We start from the raw sequence: 19,013 nt of genomic DNA on the forward strand, positions 1-19,013 counted from the left end.
GCGGAAAATCATTAGTCTGGAACGTGACATTTTGTATTTGAAGTCTTAGCAACCGAACATGATTCGATTTGTGCACTGCGCCAGCTAGGCAAACACCAGCATTAGCAGTGCGAGGAGGAATTCCACATGCGCCGTCCCATCACGTCTACCTACCGTTTGCAGCTACGTGGACCACAGGCAGACCCGGGTGGACGCGCTTTCGGGTTCGCAGAAGCTGAAGCACAGATCCCGTACTTGAAGGAACTGGGCGTCTCTCACTTGTACCTCTCCCCGATCCTCACCGCGCTTCCGGAATCGAACCACAACTACGATGTGATCGACCCGACTGAGATCAACCCAGAACTCGGTGGCATCGACGGGCTGCGTTCCCTCGCCAAAGCGGCACACGAGGAAGGCATGGGACTCATCGTCGATATCGTTCCAAACCACCTCGGCGTCGATCAACCAAAACTGAACTCTTGGTGGTGGGATGTTCTGAAAAACGGCAAGGACTCCCACTTTGAGGCCTACTTTGATATTGACTGGCATGAGGACAACGGCGCAGGTGGCAAACTTGGCATGCCAGTTCTCGGCGCTGAGGGCGACGAGGACAAGTTGGAACTTCGCGTCGACGAAGAGCTCGACGAGATCGTCCTTGCCTACTACGACAACGTCTTCCCCGTAGCCCCCGACACTTGCGCCGGTGTAGACGACGACCCGATCGAAGTGTACGAGAAGCAGTCATACCGTCTGATGTACTGGCGTGACGGAGTCATTTCTTATCGACGATTCTTTTCCGTCAACGGGCTCGCCGGCATTCGCCAAGAAGATCCGTTGGTCTTTGAGCACTCCCACCGCGTGCTGCGCGAGATCATCGCTGAGGATCTCATCGACGGTGTGCGTGTTGACCATCCAGATGGACTTTCAGATCCTTTCGGTTATCTCAACCGACTACGTAGCCTGATTGGACCTGACCGCTGGCTGGTCGCCGAAAAGATCCTTGGCGTGACCGAGCCTCTCGATCCCCGCCTGGCGGTCGATGGCACCACCGGCTACGATGCATTACGCGAGTTTGACGGAGTCTTTGTCTCGCGCGATGCCGAAGACCACATGAGCATGCTGGCACTTCAGCAAACCGGTTCAACTTGGGACGAGCGCGCTATCGAAGCGACGGAACACCACCTCAAGCGTGAGGTTGCGCGCACCGAACTCGCCGCAGAAATCCGCAGGCTCGCCCGCGCCATCCGCCGTGACAACTTCTCCACGGCTGGCGCTTTTGTCTCCGACGAGGACCTCACTGCCACCATCGTGGACTTGGTGGCAGCAATGCCTGTCTATCGCGCCGACTACATCTCTTTGTCGCGCACCACCTCCACGGTTGTGGCGGATATGTCGCGCCGATTCCCTTCTCGTCGTGACGCACTGGATTTGATCGTTGCAGCTTTGCTGGCCAACGGCGAAGCGAAGATTCGTTTCGCGCAAGTATGTGGTGCCGTCATGGCCAAAGGCGTCGAGGACACGACCTTCTACCGCGCGGCACGACTCGTCGCATTGCAAGAGGTTGGCGGTGCACCGGGTCGCTTTGGTGTGTCGGCAGCAGAATTCCACCTCTTGCAGCAGGAACGCCAAACACTGTGGCCACACACCATGACCACCTTGTCCACGCACGACACCAAACGCAGCGAGGACACCCGCGCCCGCATCATCGAGCTCACGGAGTACCCCAACGCTTTTTCGGAACTGGTCAACCAAATCAGCGCCGTGGTTCCTTCCCCAGATCAGGCGACTGGCCACTTCCTCCTGCAGAACATTTTGGGCGTCTGGCCTGAAGACGGCGAGATTACCGACACTTTGCGGCAGCGACTGCACGACTACGCGATCAAGGCTGTACGTGAGGCAGGAGTACACACCGATTGGGTCGATCAAGACCAAGGATTTGAGCAGGCCATCATCGACTGGATCGATGCTCTTCTCGACGGCCCTGCGACCTCCCAGATCACGGAGTTCGTCGCCAAGCTTCATCACGGCGCTGTTCAGGTGTCGCTGGGTCGCAAGATGCTGCAGATGATCGGCCCGGGTATCCCTGATACTTACCAGGGCCAGGAGTTCTTCGATTACTCGCTGGTTGATCCCGATAACCGGCGTTTCGTCGACTACACCGCGCGCAGCCAATGTCTAGAGCAACTCGACGAGGAAGGTGCGTTGGAACGCATTGTCCAAGAAGCTCGCGAAGCGATGGCCGAATCCGCCGGGCACGATCCTTACCCACACTTGAACCACTGGGCTGACCGTGCCAAGCAGGCTGTGGTGCACAAGGCGATGAAGCTTCGTCGTCAGTTGCCGGATACTTTCCTGCGCGGTGAGCACCAGGCCGTGTTCGGCGTAGGACCGGCAGAATCTCACCTGGTGGGCATCGCTCGTGGCGATGCTGACACCCCAGGAACCGAAGGCATCGGCGTGATCGCGCTAGCTATCCGACGACCATTGAACCTGGACGACAATGGTGGTTGGCGTGGCACCACCGTCACCCTGCCGGAAGGCGACTGGACCGATCAGCTCACCGGGCGCACATTCAGTGGCACGGTCTCGGTGTCTGAGATTCTGGAGTATCTGCCGACAGCGCTTCTGGTGGCGGATCGCTTGACGGTACTTCCGAACGTTAGCGTGTAGTGGAGTAAGATCCACCTTCGATGAGCGACAACACTATCGCCCGGCTGGGCTCCACCTACCACGAGTGGGTCAAAGCCCACCCGGACGCAGCCGACGATTTCCAAAAGGCCATCGAAGACACACTTTCCGACGCGGGTATCAACTACGACCGCGTCGTCGCACGCGTGAAGTCTTGGAAATCCCTCAAACACAAAGCGCGTAAGACCACCGACAAAGGCGCACCGGTATATCCCGATCCGTGGAGCGATATCCATGACAAGATCGGCGTGCGCATTACCGTTTTGCACTCCACCGACATCCCCGTGGTCCTGGACATTTTGGCGCACTCCTTCGATGTGATTCGCAGCATCGACAAGGCCTTGGAAACCAAGGTGTCCGGCGGATTCGGCTACGGCTCCCACCACCTTGTGGTCACGGTGAACGAGGAATCGGAAGGCTTGCAAGACTATGTGGGAATCGATTTTGAGATCCAAGTCCGCACCGTCTTGCAGCACGCATGGGCCGAATTCGAGCACGACATTCGATACAAGCGTGGCCAAGGCGACATTGACCCACAGGTGGATCGCTCCTTCACTTTGGCCGCTGGGCTCATCGAACTTGCCGATCAGCAGTTCGACCAAATCGCAGCGTTGCACGACCCAGAAACCCTGCGCCCGACCGACGAAGAAGTCGAGCTCACCGCCGAGACACTTCCGGGTATTCTCGCGATGCTGGTGGGTACTCGCTTCCCTCGCTCGCGTTTTGAGCACTATCGCTGGCTTGAAGAGCTCCTAGTGCTCAACAACATCACCACAGTCAGCCAGCTCACTGACTTGCTCAACGAGGCAGATATCGAGGCAGTCTCGTCCGCGATGAATTACCGCTTCGTGCCCGGCCAAGTACGCATTATCGACGACCTCCTGCTCAACCGATTCGGACGGGAGCACATCGAACGCACCGCCAAGACCGGCACTAATCCTGCGCAGCGGAAAGAGCGCCTCAAGCGACGTCTGAAACTCTTGCGGTCGGCGGGGAAATCGTCGCTAAGCGACTAGCGGCCACGTAGCTCGTCGAGTTTGCGACGATCCCGCTTTGTTGGCCTGCCTGCGCCACGGTCACGCCTAGGCATAGACGCGATGAGTTCTTTCGGCGGGGGCGGCGGAGAGTGGTCAATATAGCAGGTACGGGCGACAGGCGCCCCGACGCGCTTCTTGATCGTGGTGACCACCTCGAGGTCAACGTACCGATGGTCTTTCCAGATGTGAACCCGATCACCTGGGACTACCTGGGAAGCAGGTTTTACCGCCTCGTCGTTGAGCTTGATGTGCCCGGCGCGCACTGCTTGAGCGGCATCGCTGCGCGTTTTGTACATCCGAACGGCCCATGCCCACGCGTCGATGCGGACGGGGCCGTCGCTAGGTGCGGTCATGCAGAAAGTGCGCCTAGTAGTTGTCGTGGTGGTTGATGATCTTCTGGACCTTCATGTAGTTAGACACGCCACCAACTACCGCGACAACAAGGCCGATTGCGATCCAGGTCCAGGAAGAGAAGAGCAGTGCCAAAGCGACACCGCCGACGACTCCGCCGCCAGCCCACACAACTGCGTTGCGGGAGTACTTTCGCACAGCTTCTTTGCGTGCTTCGATGGGATTAGGGTTTCGACGCTGCATAGTCATAGCTCTATACTAAACACACGGTCCGACAAACACCGTGAACCAGGCTAGGACGCTTGCGTCTCAACCCACGCGTGCCCGGCATCTTGTGCACTGGCTTGGCCCTGGGTGACAGACGCTAGCTGTGCTTCGAGTTTTTCGCGCTGGCCTGGATCGTGCGCCAAGGTATAGGTGGCGTTCTCGCCGTAGTCGACCCCGACCACATCAATACCTAGATTGCGCAGATCGGCTTCAATGCGCCCAGCCTCACCGTGTGGAAGGTCTACGGTGACTAGATCTTTCAAGCTCCTACGTACTCGTTTCACCACCGGCAGTGCATCCACCACGGAGTTGGAGTACGCATGTACGAGTCCGCCAGCGCCGAGCTTAATCCCACCGAAGTAGCGGATCACCACCACAGCAGCGTCCATCAGCCCTGAACCTTTAAGTGCATCGAGCATGGGCTTGCCGGCTGTTCCGGAGGGTTCGCCATCATCACTAGAGCGTTCGACCGGGTTGGTGCCGTCAACATTGAAAACGTATGCGGAGCAGTGATGGCGCGCGTCCGGGAATTCCTCACGAGCCAGCGCAATGAAGTCACGAGCTTGTTCCTCGTCTTGGACGCGAGTGATCCAGGTGATAAAGCGAGAGCGCTTGATCTCCCACTCGTAGGTGTAGATCTCGCCATCGCGAGGTAGCTCATATGAGGTCAACATTGATTGCAAATCTTACCTGGCAGGGTGTCGAGTTTTTCCATAGCCTGGGAGCCATGCCTGCTTTTGAACCATATTCAGTATGGGCTCCAATCGCCCACGATGTCCGTCTCCGAGTCTCCTCTGGCGAGTCACCAGAGGGATCCTTTGAAGGCCCCACCGATGGCGACACCCAAACCATCCAGCTGCACCGTGACGCACAGCGCTCTGGATGGTGGACGTGCGACACCATCGCACAACCAGGAGATCGCTACGGTTACGAAGTCTTTGACGGCACCGCATGGTCCAAGCCGCTGCCCGATCCACGTACCACATCTCAGCCCGACGGTGTCCATGGCCGCTCGCAGGTGACCGACCCAGATTTCGAATGGTCCGATCAGCTGTGGACAGGACGTGGTCTTGCCGGCCAGGTGATTTACGAGCTCCACGTTGGTACGTTCACTCCGGAAGGAACGTTTGCTGGGGTCGTCGAAAAGCTTGATTACCTGCTAGAACTTGGCGTGACCACAATCGAGCTCATGCCCGTGCAGCCTTTCGGCGGCGAGCGCAACTGGGGCTACGACGGGGTCGACTGGTTCGCCGTGCAAGAAAGCTACGGCGGCGTGCAGGGCCTGAAAGAGCTTGTCGACGCCGCGCATAACAAGGGCATTGGCGTGATCATGGATGTGGTGTATAACCACTTCGGCGCCGACGGCAACTACAACGGATTCTTCGGCCCCTACACCGCCGGCGGCTCCACGGGCTGGGGCGAAGTGGTCAATATCTCCACGCACGGCTCTGACGAGGTGCGTCGCTTCATTTTGGACTCGGCATGCCAGTGGCTAGACGAATTCCATATCGACGGCCTGCGCCTTGATGCCGTGCACTCGTTGGACGATCGTGGCGCATTTTCCATCATGGAACAGATCCAGTTTGAGGCCGACGAGGTCGAAGCGCGCACCGGCATCCCGCGCGTGATCATCGCGGAGAGCGACCTGAACGATCCTCGTTTGATCACCCCGACCGCGAACGGTGGCTACGGCTTGGCTGGACAGTGGGTTGACGACATCCACCACTGCCTTCACACCGTGGTCTCCGGCGAAAATCATGCATACTACGAGGATTTCGGCACAATTGAGTTGCTTGCCGATACGTTGCGTCATGGCTTCCGCTTCCGCAACAATTGGTCGGGGTTCCGCGGGCGGACGCATGGTCGTGAGCTCGACCTTTCCACTACCCCTCCGTGGCAGCTAGTCACCTACACCACCACACACGACCAAACCGGTAACCGTGCCCGAGGCGATCGCCCATCACAGAATCTCACTCCGGCGCAGCAGGTACTCAAGGCGGCAGTGATCTACTTCGCGCCGTTTACCCCGATGCTGTTCATGGGTGAGGAATACGGCGCGTTGACCCCGTTCCCATTCTTCTGCTCGCATACCGACGATGAACTTAACCGCCTGACCCGCGAGGGCCGCTTTCGCGAGTTCGCGCGCTCGGGTTGGGAGCCGCACGAGGTCCCGGATCCCTCCGCGCCTGAAACCTTTGAATCGGCCAAGTTGGATTGGGAATTCACGGACGAGCAGAAGGCAATTTTCGACGCGTACTCGACTCTGCTGCAGCTTCGCCGCGACCTTGAACTGGGACGATCCGACCTACGCGATCTGCAAGTCGAGCACGGGCCGAACTGGCTTACCATGGGCTACGACGACGTTGTCCTGGCGGTGAACTTCAGCTCCACCGAGATCAGCCTGCCGGTGGGTGGGGACTTGGTGTACTCGTTTACATCACCAACCGTCACCGAATCCTCCACCACCTTGGATGAGTGGGGATTCGCGATCATCGCGCGCTAAGCGTTTTGGCCTGGCTAACTTGCGACGATGAAGTCGTATTCAGGAGTACCTGGCTTGAGATGACGGCACTCGATCGCGGATCGCTCCATGCGGTCGAGCAACGGCTCTAGGTCGGTGGCGCTTTGCAGCTCAATACCAACGAGTGCGGCACCGGTCTCGCGGTTGTTCTTTTTCAGATACTCGAACAAGGCGATGTCGTCATTCGGGCCCAAGATGTCGGTGAGGAAGACGCGCAGCTGGCCCGGTTCCTGTGGGAAGTTCACCAGGAAGTAGTGCTTGAGTCCGCGATACACCAAGGACCGTTCCATGATTTCCGCGTAGCGTAGGACATCGTTGTTGCCGCCTGAAATGATGCAGACGACAACGGAGCCCGGCGCGAATTTCATCTCGTCAAGTCCTGCGACCGAGAGCGCACCGGCTGGCTCAGCGATGATGCCCTCGTTTTGATAGAGCTCCAGCATCTCGGAGCACACGGCGCCCTCCTCTGCACTGAGCAGGTGGATTCGTCCCTGATTTTCCTCCACGATCCGGTAGTTCAGGTCGCCGGTGCGCTTGACCGACGCACCATCAACAAAGGTATCCACGTCAGTCAGGGTCACTGGGGAGCCGTTAGCGATCGCTGCCTGCAACGAGGCGGCGCCAGCCGGCTCGATGCCGACGATGGCCGTGCGTGGCGACATATCCGCAAGGTACGACACCACACCAGACAACAGGCCAGCCCCGCCGACTGGAACCATGATGGTGTCCAACGACTTACCCATACCAGTGAGCTGGGAAGAAATCTCCGCTGCCACGGTGCCCTGGCCAATGACGGTGTCCCGCGCATCGAATGGCTCAATCATGGTTGCCCCGCTGGCCTTCGCGTCGTCGCGAGCTGCCTGTGCGGCTTCGTCGAAGTTGTGGCCGGTAACGACAAGCTCAACTTTGTCGCCGCCATGCACCAGGATGCGATCGCGCTTCTGCTTCGGGGTGGTGACAGGAACAAAGATCTTGCCTTCGATTCCGCGGGTCCTGCAGGCATAAGCAACACCTTGCGCGTGGTTGCCCGCTGAAGCCGCAACCACCCCGCGCTGTGCCTCTTCATCGGTGAGGTTCGCGATAGCAAAATAGGCGCCGCGGATCTTGTATGAGCGCACGTCCTGTAAGTCTTCGCGCTTGAGGTAGACCTCGATTCCGTGCTGCTCAGACAGTCGCGGGCAGTACTGCAAAGGTGTTGGTGCAATTACTGCTGAGATGTGCGCTTGGGCAACCTGGATGTCAGAGGCGTGGATCGGTTCAAACTCGTGCGGCTCACTCATGGGAATCAAGTGTAGACCCTCGAGTTGTATGTAGGGGTGTTGGCCTTCAGCTTATCGACGATCCCCCACCAGCAAGTTCACCCTCAATTAACCTATCGGAGACATGACAGCTAACTGGAGGTCATATAACCATTACTTTCCTCAACTATAAATGAACGGCACCTGTTTAATTCCTGTCTGTTTTCCGAAAGGTTCCTCCGTGTCTTTCTCTCGTCGTCACGGCATTGCTGCGCTGGCAGCTCTCGCCACCGGCTTTGCGTTGGTTACTCCCGTTCAAGCTGCCATCGTCGCCACCCCATACGAGCACTCTGCACCTGACGCAGCCGTCAAGCTCGCCCCAATTGGCGCATACGACTCCGGCGTTTTCGATGCTTCCGCTGCAGAGATCGTGGCCTACCACGCAGGCTCCAAGCGCATCCTGACCGTGAACGCTAACTCCGGTCAAATCGATGTTCTCGATGCATCCAATCCAGCCAAACCAACCAAGATCGGTGCAGTTTCCGGCGGTGCAGACACCACCATCAACTCCGTTTCCGTTCGCGCGGACGGCCTCGCGGTTGCCACCGTCGAGCCTAACGCAGACAAGACCCTGCCTGGCTCCCTCATGTTCTTCGACGCAGCATCCGACACCTTCGAGCAACTCGGCGCAGTCACGGTCGGTTCCTTGCCAGACATGGTCACCATCACCGAAGACGGCAAATACGCGCTCGTCGCAAACGAAGGCGAACCAGCCGAGGACTACTCGGTTGACCCAGAGGGTTCCATCTCCGTCGTCGCGCTTAACGACGACGTCACCGCCTCCAAGCAGGGCGACGTTCGCACCGCGGACTTCAAGAAGTTCAACGGCACGCTAGCTGACAAGGGCGTACACATCTACGGCCAAGTTGGCGACTCTAAGACCGAGGCACAGAACATCGAGCCTGAGTACATCGCAGTCGACGGCGACACCGCTTACGCATCCCTACAGGAAAACAACGCGATCGCGGTCATCGACATCGAAACCGCCACCGTGACCGACGTGTGGCCACTGCGATACATCGACCGCACAAAGGTCCCATTCGACGCGTCCGATCGCGACGAGGGCATCACCATCAAGAACTGGCCATTCAAGTCAATCCGCCAGCCAGACTCTATCGGCGCATACAACGTTGACGGTCAGACCTACATCGTCACCGCAAACGAAGGCGACGCACGCGACTGGGAGGCATACTCCGAGGAAGCACGCCTGAAGGACTTGGGCAAGGACGGCAACCCTGACCTGTGCGAAGGATTCCAGGGTATGACGGCCGAAGAGATCGAGTTCTTCAAGTCCGACGCAGGCGCCGGCCGCCAGAACATCACCCTGGCGTTTGGCCTCAACGACGAGGGCACCTGCTACGAAGAGGTGTACAACTACGGTGGACGCAGCTTCTCCATCTTCACTGCTAAAGGCGAGCTAGTCTACGAGTCTGGCTCCGAGTTTGAAGAAATCACCGCAAAGGCCATGCCGGACTGGTTCAACTCCAACCACACGGAGTCTAAGTTCGAGGGCCGTTCCGACGACAAGGGCCCTGAGCCAGAGGGACTCGTCCTCGGCCAGATCGGCGACCGCACCTACGCGTTCATCGGCTTCGAGCGCGTCGGCGGTGTCATTGTTTACGACATCACCGATCCAGCAAACTCCAAGTTTGTTACCTACCTAAACAACCGTGACTTCGGAATCTCCATGGAGGACTTCGAAGGCGACGACGCCGCGATTCGTGAGAACCTACCAAAGGCTGGCGACCTTGGACCTGAGGGCCTTGCGTTTATCCCAGCCGCTGACTCCCCGAACGGCAAAAACCTTGTCGTTGTTGGCAATGAAGTTTCCGGCACCACCACTGTTTACCAGGTGGATGCGCTGAATGAGGCTCCAGCACCAGGTTCTTCTACTTCTTCTGCGCTGTCTTCCGGTTCTTCCGTGTCTTCCCTGTCTTCTGCGCGCTAGTTCTGGGTTGATTTCTCTAGATCCCGAACGCTAAAACCCGAACGCCCTGGATGGTTTCCTCTACGGAGGATTGCCATCCAGGGCGTTCGGGTTCTGTGGTTCGGGAAGTAGCGGCGGGACTAGCCGAATAGTTCCTTCGACGCGATCTCCGCGCCCTTCACCAGAGAATCCAGCTTCGCCCAAGCGATATCGCGATGAAGACGTCCACCCAGACCGCAGTCGGTGGAAGCGACCACGTTTTCTGGGCCAGCGGCCTCCGCGAACTGAATGATGCGGTCTGCAACCAAGCGTGGGTGCTCAACAGCGTTGGTCGAGTGCGAGATCACGCCTGGGTAGATCAAGGAGCCTTCAGGAAGCTTGCCATCTTGCCATACGCGCCACTCGTGGCCGTGGCGTGGCGAAGCACCCTCGAAAGAGTAGCCTCCAACCTCTGCACGCAGGATTTCGTCGATAATGTCCTTGAACTCGACGTCGGTGGTGTGCGGTCCATGCCAAGATCCCCAGCAGATGTGCAGACGTGTCTGCTCCTTGGGCAGGTCTTTGAGGGCGGAGTTGATGGCATCGACGCGGATACGAAGCCATGCGCGGTAGTCCTCGATGGATGGTTCAGGGTTGATCTGATCCCAAGATTCGGCGAGGTCAGGCGCGTCGAGCTGCACGGTGAAACCTGCGTCGGTGATCGCCTTGTATTCGTGGGCCATCGCATCGGCGCATGCTTGGACCAACTCTTCGTCAGTTTCGTAGAACTCGTTCTTCAGACGAGCCGCGGATCCTGGGGAAAGAGCTGCGATGAAGCCGTCGTGTGCACCAGCCTTGTCCATGGAATTGCGGAGGAACTTCGCGTCAGCTTCGACATCTTCTTGGCCGATGTATGTGATCGGACCGGTGAACTTTGGGTTGCCCACCTTTGCGCGACCAGTGAAAATTCCAGAGTCTGGGTCCGAGTATGCGTCCGCGAAGATCTGACGATCACGACGGTCAGCAAAGCTGGTCAGCTCAATGTTGCCCGGGGTGGAACGCTTGATTTCCTGGGATGCCCAACGGTCCTCGTCGGTCATGGTCAAGCCACCGAGGCGGGAGAACGAGTAGTTCCACCATGCGCCGTAGTCGACCGCACCGGAAGTGATGTGGCCGTACTCGCCTTCGTTGACGATGTCGATACCCAAATCGACCTGGCGCTGCACCACTTCGTCGGAAGCCTTCTGAAGAATGTCAAGGAACTCCGCGTCTTCGATGGTTCCTTCTGCGCGGCGAGTGTTCGCTTCCAGCAGTTCCGGTGTCCGTGGCAACGAACCGACGTGGGTCGTGCGGATCTTGTTTACTGACATGTGGTGTTCAGCCTCCAAAAGCTTTTTCGGTGTACAGGTTTGTCTGCCAGACCAGGGCTCCGGGTTTACAGGCTTGCACGAACCATACTAACGAAGTGCCGCTCCGCAACTGAACCGCACTGTCCATTTACATTCATCAGCGGGGTTCGCGCACCCACGCGCCGATCACCCCTGGGATCACCGCAGGCCCATCACCGAGGAGCGCCTTCAGATTCCCCTCGCGTTCAACCGCGCTGGTCACCCCCTTGACGGCGCCGGATTTTCCGCTCCGGTTTTTGCCACGACCACCACCCATCATTCCCGCAGGCATCATTCCGGCGCGAGCACCGCTTGTCGACGACCCCTGTGCTCCACCCGCCACTGCGCCAGGGAGGGCGAGGTTTCCGGGCGCGGGGTTCGTCGTCAAGCCTCGTGCTATAGGTGTGTGGGCAGTACCGTTCGCCCCTGTGGATACCGCAGGTGCACCAAAGGAACCGGGGCGCGCAGTCTGCGGTGCTCCTAGCGTGCCGGGAACAGCGGGGCGAAGTGATGCCTGTGGCCCGTGGCCTGACCTCGTTGAAGTGCCTGGCGCGAAACCTCCGACTGGCAGCCCTCGAGTTGTGTTTGATTCCAACGGCGAGCGTGCGTTTGGCCCCGTCATGGCGGAAGCACCTCGCGGAGATGCGCCGGCACCTAGAGGTACCCCTCCGAGACCTAGTTGAGCTGGGGCGGTGGAAACTGCGCCGTGTGGCGACAGAGTGCCGGTGGGCAGCGCCGTATTGGTTACTCCCGGGTTGAGCGACGGCGGCATCGACACTGCTGGTGCCGATGCGGTTACCGTTGGTGTGTTGCCCGCGGCGATCGACTGCAGATGGTCCATGCCTTGTCGTTGAAACTCGCTTGCGAGATCTTGCGGATTGGTGATGCGGGCGGCCTCGCCGAATCCGACAGCTTCCATCGCTTGCTGCACTACTTCGGGGAGCACGATTTGTTCAAAGGTTGGAGTCTCCGGAACAGAAGGCGCCGAAACGTTGATCGCGCCGCCCGGTTGCTCCATTGGCGGCAGCAACTGAGTGATAACGGGTACCGATGGCGTCAAAGCGGTTGTCAGCATCGCGGGGAATGCGTTAAGGAAAGTTTGCTCAAAGGCAAGCCCCGATGCTCCAGGCAACATGGCTTTGGTCAGCGCCGCGGAAACCACAGTCTGCCCCATCGCGAGAGCGCCAGTGCCTAGGTTTGCGGTGTGTCCACCCATCACTCCTGTGTTGACGCCGAAGGCTAGGCCGGTGTTTTGCAAACGGGTGACATAGTCAATTGCATTCGCGATCGCCTCTGTTTCCGCCGAGCTTTGGAGGTTGGCGAGGACCTCGGTGAGTTCGTTCGCTGCGTCCACTGCCTTGCTGGACAAGGCCGTCCACTCACTTGTCATCGTCGATGGCATCCCAAAGTTGGTTGCATGCATTTGCGACGACAACGCCTCGAGAGAGATCGGTCTTCCAGCAGCGGGCAATGCTGCGGTGAAGTGCTCTGTCTCGGTGTTAAGCGTTTCGGGATTGATGATCTCGTTGTACTCTTTGACCTGCGACGCGAGTCCGACCGCTCCCATAAGCTCCGCGATCTTCACGTCGCCGCTGACGAAACTCGTCAGATTCGCGCGGAGCACCGAAGCCGCGTTGTTGAATCTATCCGCGTACGCGCGCATCGCAGCCGCAGATTCAGACGCCAAGTACCCCGAATGCATTTCCCCGGCTCGGTCAAGACCAGAGACGGTGGAGAAGGCTGTTGGCGTTGGAAATGCATTGACTCGGTTTGCACCATCGAGAACGCTTATTAGCGATGTTAACCCGCTGACTGCACTCGCAACGTCAGAAGGTATCAAGTTTGTTGCCATTATTTCCCCCGAAGTGTTTGATCTAGATTTTGTACAGGTTTTCCAAGATTTCTAGCGACTGATTGCAAAGACTGAAAAGATCCGTGCCAGAACGGCCATTGCTCACCTCAACCCACAGTGTTCCTCGGTGCGTCTCCACGTAAGATCCACAGGCGGTTCCGTCGAATGGTCGATTCTCGACTACTACTGCGTTTTTGAGCACTGTTGAACTCATCCCTTCTTGCATTCGAGCTTGCCGCTCCACTTCTTTGGATGAAGCAAGCAATCCTGCAACAACTATGGAATCCGGAAATGGTGCCACACTGTCAGACTCAAGTCCGCATCCGAGAACTTGTCCCCCGTGAGCAGGAATGGTAACCCCGTCCGTCGTAAACCCGATGGCTGCGAACTCGTCGGCAGAGATCTCCTTGCAAGGGTCGAAGAGGACAGGCAGGGTCTCCTCTGGATCGAAAGGGCCGATTTCTAAATCGCCGCTGGCAAAATGAAATGCATCGGTCGACGCGTCTGCGCCTGAACTAGCGTCGACGACGTCAGCCCCCTCCTGTCCACTGGTGTGGGTTGGGGCGGGTTGGTCGTCGATAAGCGATGTGCAGCTTGCCAGCACCCCCGTACTGAGCAAGCAAGCGATGATTGCTGTGCGTTTCATTTTTCACCCCCGCGAAAATCAATCAGCTACTCAAGCAAAGCACAATCGGCGAAGATTTGCAGTGTGAGCAGTAAAAACCCGGCGAGGGAAACTATCCATCGCCGGGTATTCGCACTAAAGGTTAGCCCAGAATTCCGGCTCCCATAGTCGCCTTCAGATCGCCCATAAGGCTGCCCGAACGCTCGACGCGGAGGTGGTCGCCAAGGACCATTAGTTGTGACTGATCGCCATGGATCAAGTTGAGGTAGACATCGGTGTCACCTGGATTATTTGCCAGCACGTTCTTCAATTTCGCAATGTTTTCCATGGTGCACTGATCGGTGCGCATCGTCAGACGAAGCGGAAGTCCTGCACCGTTACCGGGGCCAAGATCTGGCGCGTGAACGCCGTCGCCGAAAACACTCATGCGGTCGTCGCGGATCGTGATGTGCGCCTTGATGACGACGATATTGTCCTCAGCGATGAGACTGCCGTACATCGCGAAGACCTTGTTAAACAGCAACACCTCAACCTGCGCTCCGTGGTGGTCTTCCAAGGTAACGATTGCCCACGGCGAACCGTCCTTCTTGGAATAGCGTTTGTCCACAGAGGAAATGATGCCCGCGATGGTCACTTCGGTGCCGTGGCGGAGTTCACCGGACAGAATTCGAGGCAGAGAAGTGTCGGTCTGGGCATCGAGGGCCTCCTCGTAGCCGTCCAACGGGTGACCGGAAACGTACATGCCCAGCATCTCGCGTTCGAGGGTGAGCTTGTGTTTGCGGTCCCATTCTTCCTCGGGCACCTCGATGGTGAAGGCTGAGCTGGCTGCGGAATCGTCACCGCCGAAGCCCGCGAAGAGATCGAACTGGCCCTTGTCCGCTGCTTTCTTGGTGGTGAGCACCGAATCGACGGCGTCCTCTTGCACTAGCATGAGCCCCTTGCGGGAGTGGCCCAGCGAGTCAAAGGCGCCCGCCTTGATCAGTGATTCCGTGATGCGCTTGTTGCATGGGAGGAGGTCAATCTTGTCTAGGTAGTCCGAGAAGTTGGAGAAGTCTCCTTTGGTGCGGCGGGATTCCTTGATAGATTCGACAACCTCTCGGCCGACGTTGCGGATCGCGGCCAGACCATAGCGGATGTCTTCGCCTACAGCCATAAAGTCCTGCTCGGACTCGTTGATATCCGGCTGGAGCACGCGGATTCCTAGGTGACGGCAGTCAGACAAGTAGATCGCGGACTTGTCCTTCTTGTCACCCACCGAGGTCAAGAGTGCTGCCATGTACTCAGCGGCATAGTTCGCCTTGAGATACGCCGTCCAGTACGAGACCAGCGCGTAGCCCGCAGCGTGGGACTTGTTAAACGCGTAGGAAGCGAACGGCTCGATTGTGCCCCACAGCGCGTCAACGGCCTCCTTGGAGTAGCCGTTGTTGAACATGCCGCCCGAGAACTTCTCATATTCCTTTGCCAGTACTTCCGGCTTCTTCTTACCCATCGCCTTTCGAAAGCCGTCTGCTTCACCAGCGGTGTAGTCAGCGAGCTTTCGGGAGATCTCCATGATCTGCTCCTGGTACACGATCAGACCGTAGGTCTCATCCAGGATTTCCTTCAGCGGCTCTTCCAGCTCAGGGTGAATCGGAGTAATCGGCTTACGCCCGTTTTTGCGGTCTGCATAGTCCCAGTGAGCATTGACACCCATCGGGCCTGGTCGGTAGAGCGCCAACGACGCGACGATATCGTTAAAGCCGGTTGGTTTCATTCGCTTGAGCAGCTCTTGCATGCCACCACCGTCGAGCTGGAACACGCCCAAGGTATCGCCGCGACCAAGCAATTCGTATACCGCAGGGTCGTTGGTTTCCAACGCTTCTAGGTCAATGAGTTCATCACGGTTCTTCTTGATATTCTCCACCGCATCACCCAGCACGGTGAGGTTGCGCAGACCAAGGAAGTCCATCTTCAAAAGGCCAATAGACTCACACGCCGGGTAATCCCAGCCAGTGATAATCGCACCGTCGGCAGGGCGCTTCCACATCGGGATGTGTTCCATCAAAGGTACCGATGCCATAATCACCGCACAGGCATGGACGCCCGCCTGACGGACAACGCCTTCGAGGCCACGTGCTGTCTCGTAGATCTTCGCCACGTCGGGATCGGTTTCGATCATGTTGCGCACTTCGGTGGCTTCACCGTAGCGCGGATGCTCAGGGTCGGTGATACCCGACAACGGAATATCTTTTGCCATGATCGCGGGCGGCAGCGCGGCGTTGATTCGGTCAGCCATCGAGAATCCAGGTTGCCCAAAGTTCACCTTCGCAGCGTCCTTCAGCGCCTGCTTTGTCTTCACGGTACCGAACGTGATCACCTGGGCGATTTTGTCTTCACCCCAACGCTCGGCGGCATAGGTGATCATCTCGCCACGGCGACGATCGTCAAAGTCGATATCGATATCGGGTGCGGATGGTCGTTCTGGGTTCAAGAACCTCTCGAAGAGAAGACCGTGCTCCATCGGGTCAATGTTGGTGATCGTTAGCGCATATGCAACCAGAGAACCTGCCGCAGAACCACGACCAGGTCCGACGCGGATACCGATAGAACGGGCGTGCTTGATGATCTCTGCGACGATGAGGAAGTAGGACGGATAGCCCTTTCCATCAATAACTTCAATCTCGTATTCCGCACGGTCGAGGTAATCCTGCGGAACCTCGGCACCGTCGAATCGATCGCGTAGGCCGTCCATAACCTCGTGATGCAACCAGGTCGTTGGTGTGTACCCCTCTGGAACGTCCGCAATCGGCATGCGGTCGTGTGTGTGCTCTTCCCAGATCTCGCCGTAGTCGCTGACGCGCTCAGCGATCCACAGGGTGTTGTCACAAGCGTCGGGCACATCATCGTCCCACAGCTCACGCATTTGCTCAGCAGGCTTGATGTAGTAGCCGGTACCGTCGAATTTGAAACGGTCAGGATCCAAAAGCGTCTTGCCGGTCTGCACGCACAGCATGGCCTCGTGCGCCGGTGCCTGGGATTCCAGCACGTAGTGGCAATCGTTGGTCACCACCGGCGGCAGGTCCAGCGCCTTGCCGATACGCAGCAGGTCATCACGCACGCGCTTCTCAATGGACAGGCCATGGTCCATGAGCTCCAGGAAGAAGTTGTCGCGACCGTAAATGTCCTGCCACATCGCCGCCGCCTCCAGCGCCTCGTCGTACTGGCCTAGGCGCAGGCGGGTCTGCACGTCACCGGATGGGCACCCGGTGGTGGCGATAATGCCGTCAGCGTGTTCTGCGATCAGCTCCGCATCCATGCGAGGCCACTTACCCAGCTGACCTTCATACGACGCCAGCGACGAAAGCTTGAACAGGTTGCGCAGGCCTGTCACATTTTCCGCGATCATGGTCTGGTGCAAGTACGCGCCGGAGGCGGACACGTCATCACGCTTCTGATCCGGGGTGCCCCACAAAACACGCTTTTTGTTGAGTCGCGATTCCGGGGCAAGATACGCCTCGATACCGATGATCGGCTTGATATCTGCTGCTGTCATCGCGCGGTAGAACGCATCGGAGCCGAACATATTGCCGTGATCTGTCATTCCCACCGCGGTCATACCCTGGCGGGAGACTTCGTCGGCAAGCATATCCACCTTGCACATTCCATCAAGCATGGAAAATTCGGTGTGATTGTGCAGGTGGACGAACGACGAGTTTTTGGCCATGCCCACGAGTCTAGCCCAGCTGTCAACCGCGCAAGTTTCCTACCGTTTCCCCAGGTCAACGACCCTTCCGAAGTGTAAAGCGTTACCCAGAATTACACTCCTGTTATTGACCACGTCGTACACATCGATCTCGCCGGCCCGCTGATGGTCAGGTTGTTCAAGGTCAGGCCGTTCTACGCGCAGGAAGGCATCGACGCGCTCCGGCGGGTTCGCTTGTTCCCAACGTGCCAGCTGCGCCACGCCATGCCTCGGGGCAGGCACGCTTGCTTGACGACGACTGCCCTGCCGTCCACGCCGATCGTCGATAAGCACGTCAGCGCGCGACTCTGGATCCGGCGCATTGAGAATTCGCACCTTCCCAGGTATCAGTGGCGCTTTGTCCACCATGGTGCCAAAGCGTGTGGCATTGTCGCGGTTGGTCAGATCCGCAGGTGGAATTCCTGTGACGCCGGCAATCAGCAGCGCCCACGCGGTGCCAGTGTCTAGGTCGGTGATGTAATCCACCGTGACGCCTCGGCGCGCGTTCCCCAGCGCGACGGTGCGCAAGAAGGAGGACACGCCCGAGTTAGTTTCGCCGTACACAAGGCAGACAGTCCCTGGCTGCAGCGGGCCGAACTTCTTGTCCAGGGTGGCAAGTCCCCACGTGGTCGGCGCTGGGCGGGCAACACCAAGGAGGTGCGCCAGGATGCGGCTAGTATCCCCGGTGAACACGGTTTCCTCAGATTCCAGTGGGGCGTAGAGCAGTGCGAGTTCGATGTCAGCTGGATCGTGGTGCTCCCCCGCCCACGAGTACAAGGTGTCGATATAGCGCCCGTATGCAGCGGCGGACCACGGACCAGCAGGGTCGATCGCGACACCCGCGCGATTGAGCAAGGTGGCCACCCGGCTATCGAGGATGAAAGCGCCGGCGGTGACCTGGGTGAGAAAACGCGTGAAAATCGCTGGCCCGATATGGCTAAACGTGTTGCGCGAACCAGTGCGGAACATCGAGTATGCGGCCTGGACGTCGTCGTGGGCTCGTTCTGCGATCACGCGTAACTGCTCACGAGCTTCCTTCGGCTTCAAAGCGTTCAGGCGTGCCTTGTTATTGCGCATGCTGGATCCGGAATAGGCTGCGATGACCCCCATCATGAGCTCCGTCGCCGCCGCTGCGTCCTCGTGCGCGTGAGCCGCGAGGCGCGAGAGGTCGTCGTAAGCTACCGAAGTCGCTTTGAAATTCACCGGGATTTTGGCTGATTTCAGCAATCGATTCATCCCGGCGCGGTTGATGGGCATGGCGTCGGCCACCGGTGTTCGCCCGATATGGACGGCGAGCCAGGCGGGCAATGGAGGATTCGCGGTATCGTCAGTCACGCGTATTGATCGTAGCTTTCGCCCGCAACATGTAAGGTCTAGCCC

The 19,013-nt window shown here is 58.4% G+C and carries 13 protein-coding genes; 4 read left to right on the plus strand and 9 right to left on the minus strand.

The window, feature by feature from the left end:
- Positions 1–126 precede the first annotated feature (126 nt).
- Together treY and QP027_RS07325 are read left to right on the plus strand one after the other, a co-directional pair.
- A complete protein-coding gene (gene treY / locus QP027_RS07320; RefSeq protein ID WP_284823686.1) occupies positions 127–2,649 on the plus strand; it encodes a malto-oligosyltrehalose synthase in 2,523 nt (840 codons plus the stop codon).
- A 20-nt stretch (positions 2,650–2,669) separates the two neighbouring features.
- Positions 2,670–3,683 (plus strand): GTP pyrophosphokinase, encoded by a 1,014-nt coding sequence (locus QP027_RS07325; RefSeq protein ID WP_284823688.1) that lies wholly within the window; start codon positions 2,670–2,672, stop codon positions 3,681–3,683.
- Here the strand turns inward: QP027_RS07325 and QP027_RS07330 are convergent.
- Genes QP027_RS07330 through QP027_RS07340 form a run of 3 tightly spaced genes read right to left on the minus strand, consistent with a single transcriptional unit; the run spans position 3,680 to position 4,996 of the window.
- A complete protein-coding gene (locus QP027_RS07330; RefSeq protein WP_284823690.1) occupies positions 3,680–4,057 on the minus strand; it encodes an RNA-binding S4 domain-containing protein in 378 nt (125 codons plus the stop codon). The genes QP027_RS07325 and QP027_RS07330 overlap by 4 nt on opposite strands.
- 13 nt (positions 4,058–4,070) lie before the next feature.
- Positions 4,071–4,304, minus strand: a complete 234-nt coding sequence (locus tag QP027_RS07335) for a hypothetical protein (protein ID WP_284823691.1) — start codon at positions 4,302–4,304, stop codon at positions 4,071–4,073.
- Positions 4,305–4,348: 44 nt separating this feature from the next.
- Positions 4,349–4,996: a YigZ family protein gene (locus tag QP027_RS07340; protein WP_284823693.1), complete on the minus strand. Its 648-nt coding sequence runs from the start codon at positions 4,994–4,996 to the stop codon at positions 4,349–4,351.
- A 53-nt stretch (positions 4,997–5,049) separates the two neighbouring features.
- Between QP027_RS07340 and treZ the strand changes: the two genes are divergently transcribed.
- Positions 5,050–6,825, plus strand: a complete 1,776-nt coding sequence (treZ, locus tag QP027_RS07345; RefSeq protein ID WP_284823694.1) for a malto-oligosyltrehalose trehalohydrolase — start codon at positions 5,050–5,052, stop codon at positions 6,823–6,825.
- Positions 6,826–6,839: 14 nt separating this feature from the next.
- On the opposite strand, the gene ilvA is transcribed toward treZ, so the two are convergent.
- The gene (ilvA, locus tag QP027_RS07350; protein ID WP_284823696.1) at positions 6,840–8,123 is read right to left on the minus strand and encodes a threonine ammonia-lyase IlvA; all 1,284 of its coding nucleotides are present in this window, start codon (positions 8,121–8,123) and stop codon (positions 6,840–6,842) included.
- Between the two features lie 199 nt (positions 8,124–8,322).
- On the opposite strand from ilvA, the gene QP027_RS07355 reads away from it, so the two are divergent.
- Positions 8,323–10,089: a choice-of-anchor I family protein gene (locus QP027_RS07355; protein ID WP_284823697.1), complete on the plus strand. Its 1,767-nt coding sequence runs from the start codon at positions 8,323–8,325 to the stop codon at positions 10,087–10,089.
- A gap of 119 nt (positions 10,090–10,208) precedes the next feature.
- On the opposite strand, the gene QP027_RS07360 is transcribed toward QP027_RS07355, so the two are convergent.
- The 5 genes from QP027_RS07360 to QP027_RS07380 all read right to left on the minus strand — a co-directional run bounded on the left by QP027_RS07360 (position 10,209) and on the right by QP027_RS07380 (position 18,968).
- Positions 10,209–11,417 (minus strand): cobalamin-independent methionine synthase II family protein, encoded by a 1,209-nt coding sequence (locus QP027_RS07360; protein ID WP_284823698.1) that lies wholly within the window; start codon positions 11,415–11,417, stop codon positions 10,209–10,211.
- Between the two features lie 136 nt (positions 11,418–11,553).
- Complete coding sequence (locus QP027_RS07365; RefSeq protein WP_284823700.1) at positions 11,554–13,287, minus strand: hypothetical protein; 1,734 nt, start codon at positions 13,285–13,287, stop codon at positions 11,554–11,556.
- Between the two features lie 22 nt (positions 13,288–13,309).
- The gene (locus QP027_RS07370; RefSeq protein WP_284823701.1) at positions 13,310–13,933 is read right to left on the minus strand and encodes a DUF3558 family protein; all 624 of its coding nucleotides are present in this window, start codon (positions 13,931–13,933) and stop codon (positions 13,310–13,312) included.
- A 121-nt stretch (positions 13,934–14,054) separates the two neighbouring features.
- Positions 14,055–17,615, minus strand: a complete 3,561-nt coding sequence (gene dnaE / locus QP027_RS07375; RefSeq protein WP_284823703.1) for a DNA polymerase III subunit alpha — start codon at positions 17,613–17,615, stop codon at positions 14,055–14,057.
- Between the two features lie 39 nt (positions 17,616–17,654).
- Entirely contained in the window at positions 17,655–18,968 is a 1,314-nt protein-coding gene (locus QP027_RS07380; protein WP_284823705.1) for an 8-oxoguanine DNA glycosylase OGG fold protein, read from the minus strand.
- Positions 18,969–19,013 lie beyond the last annotated feature (45 nt).

Source organism: Corynebacterium breve, from assembly GCF_030252165.1.
In the GTDB taxonomy this organism is placed as follows: Bacteria; Actinomycetota; Actinomycetes; order Mycobacteriales; family Mycobacteriaceae; genus Corynebacterium; species Corynebacterium breve.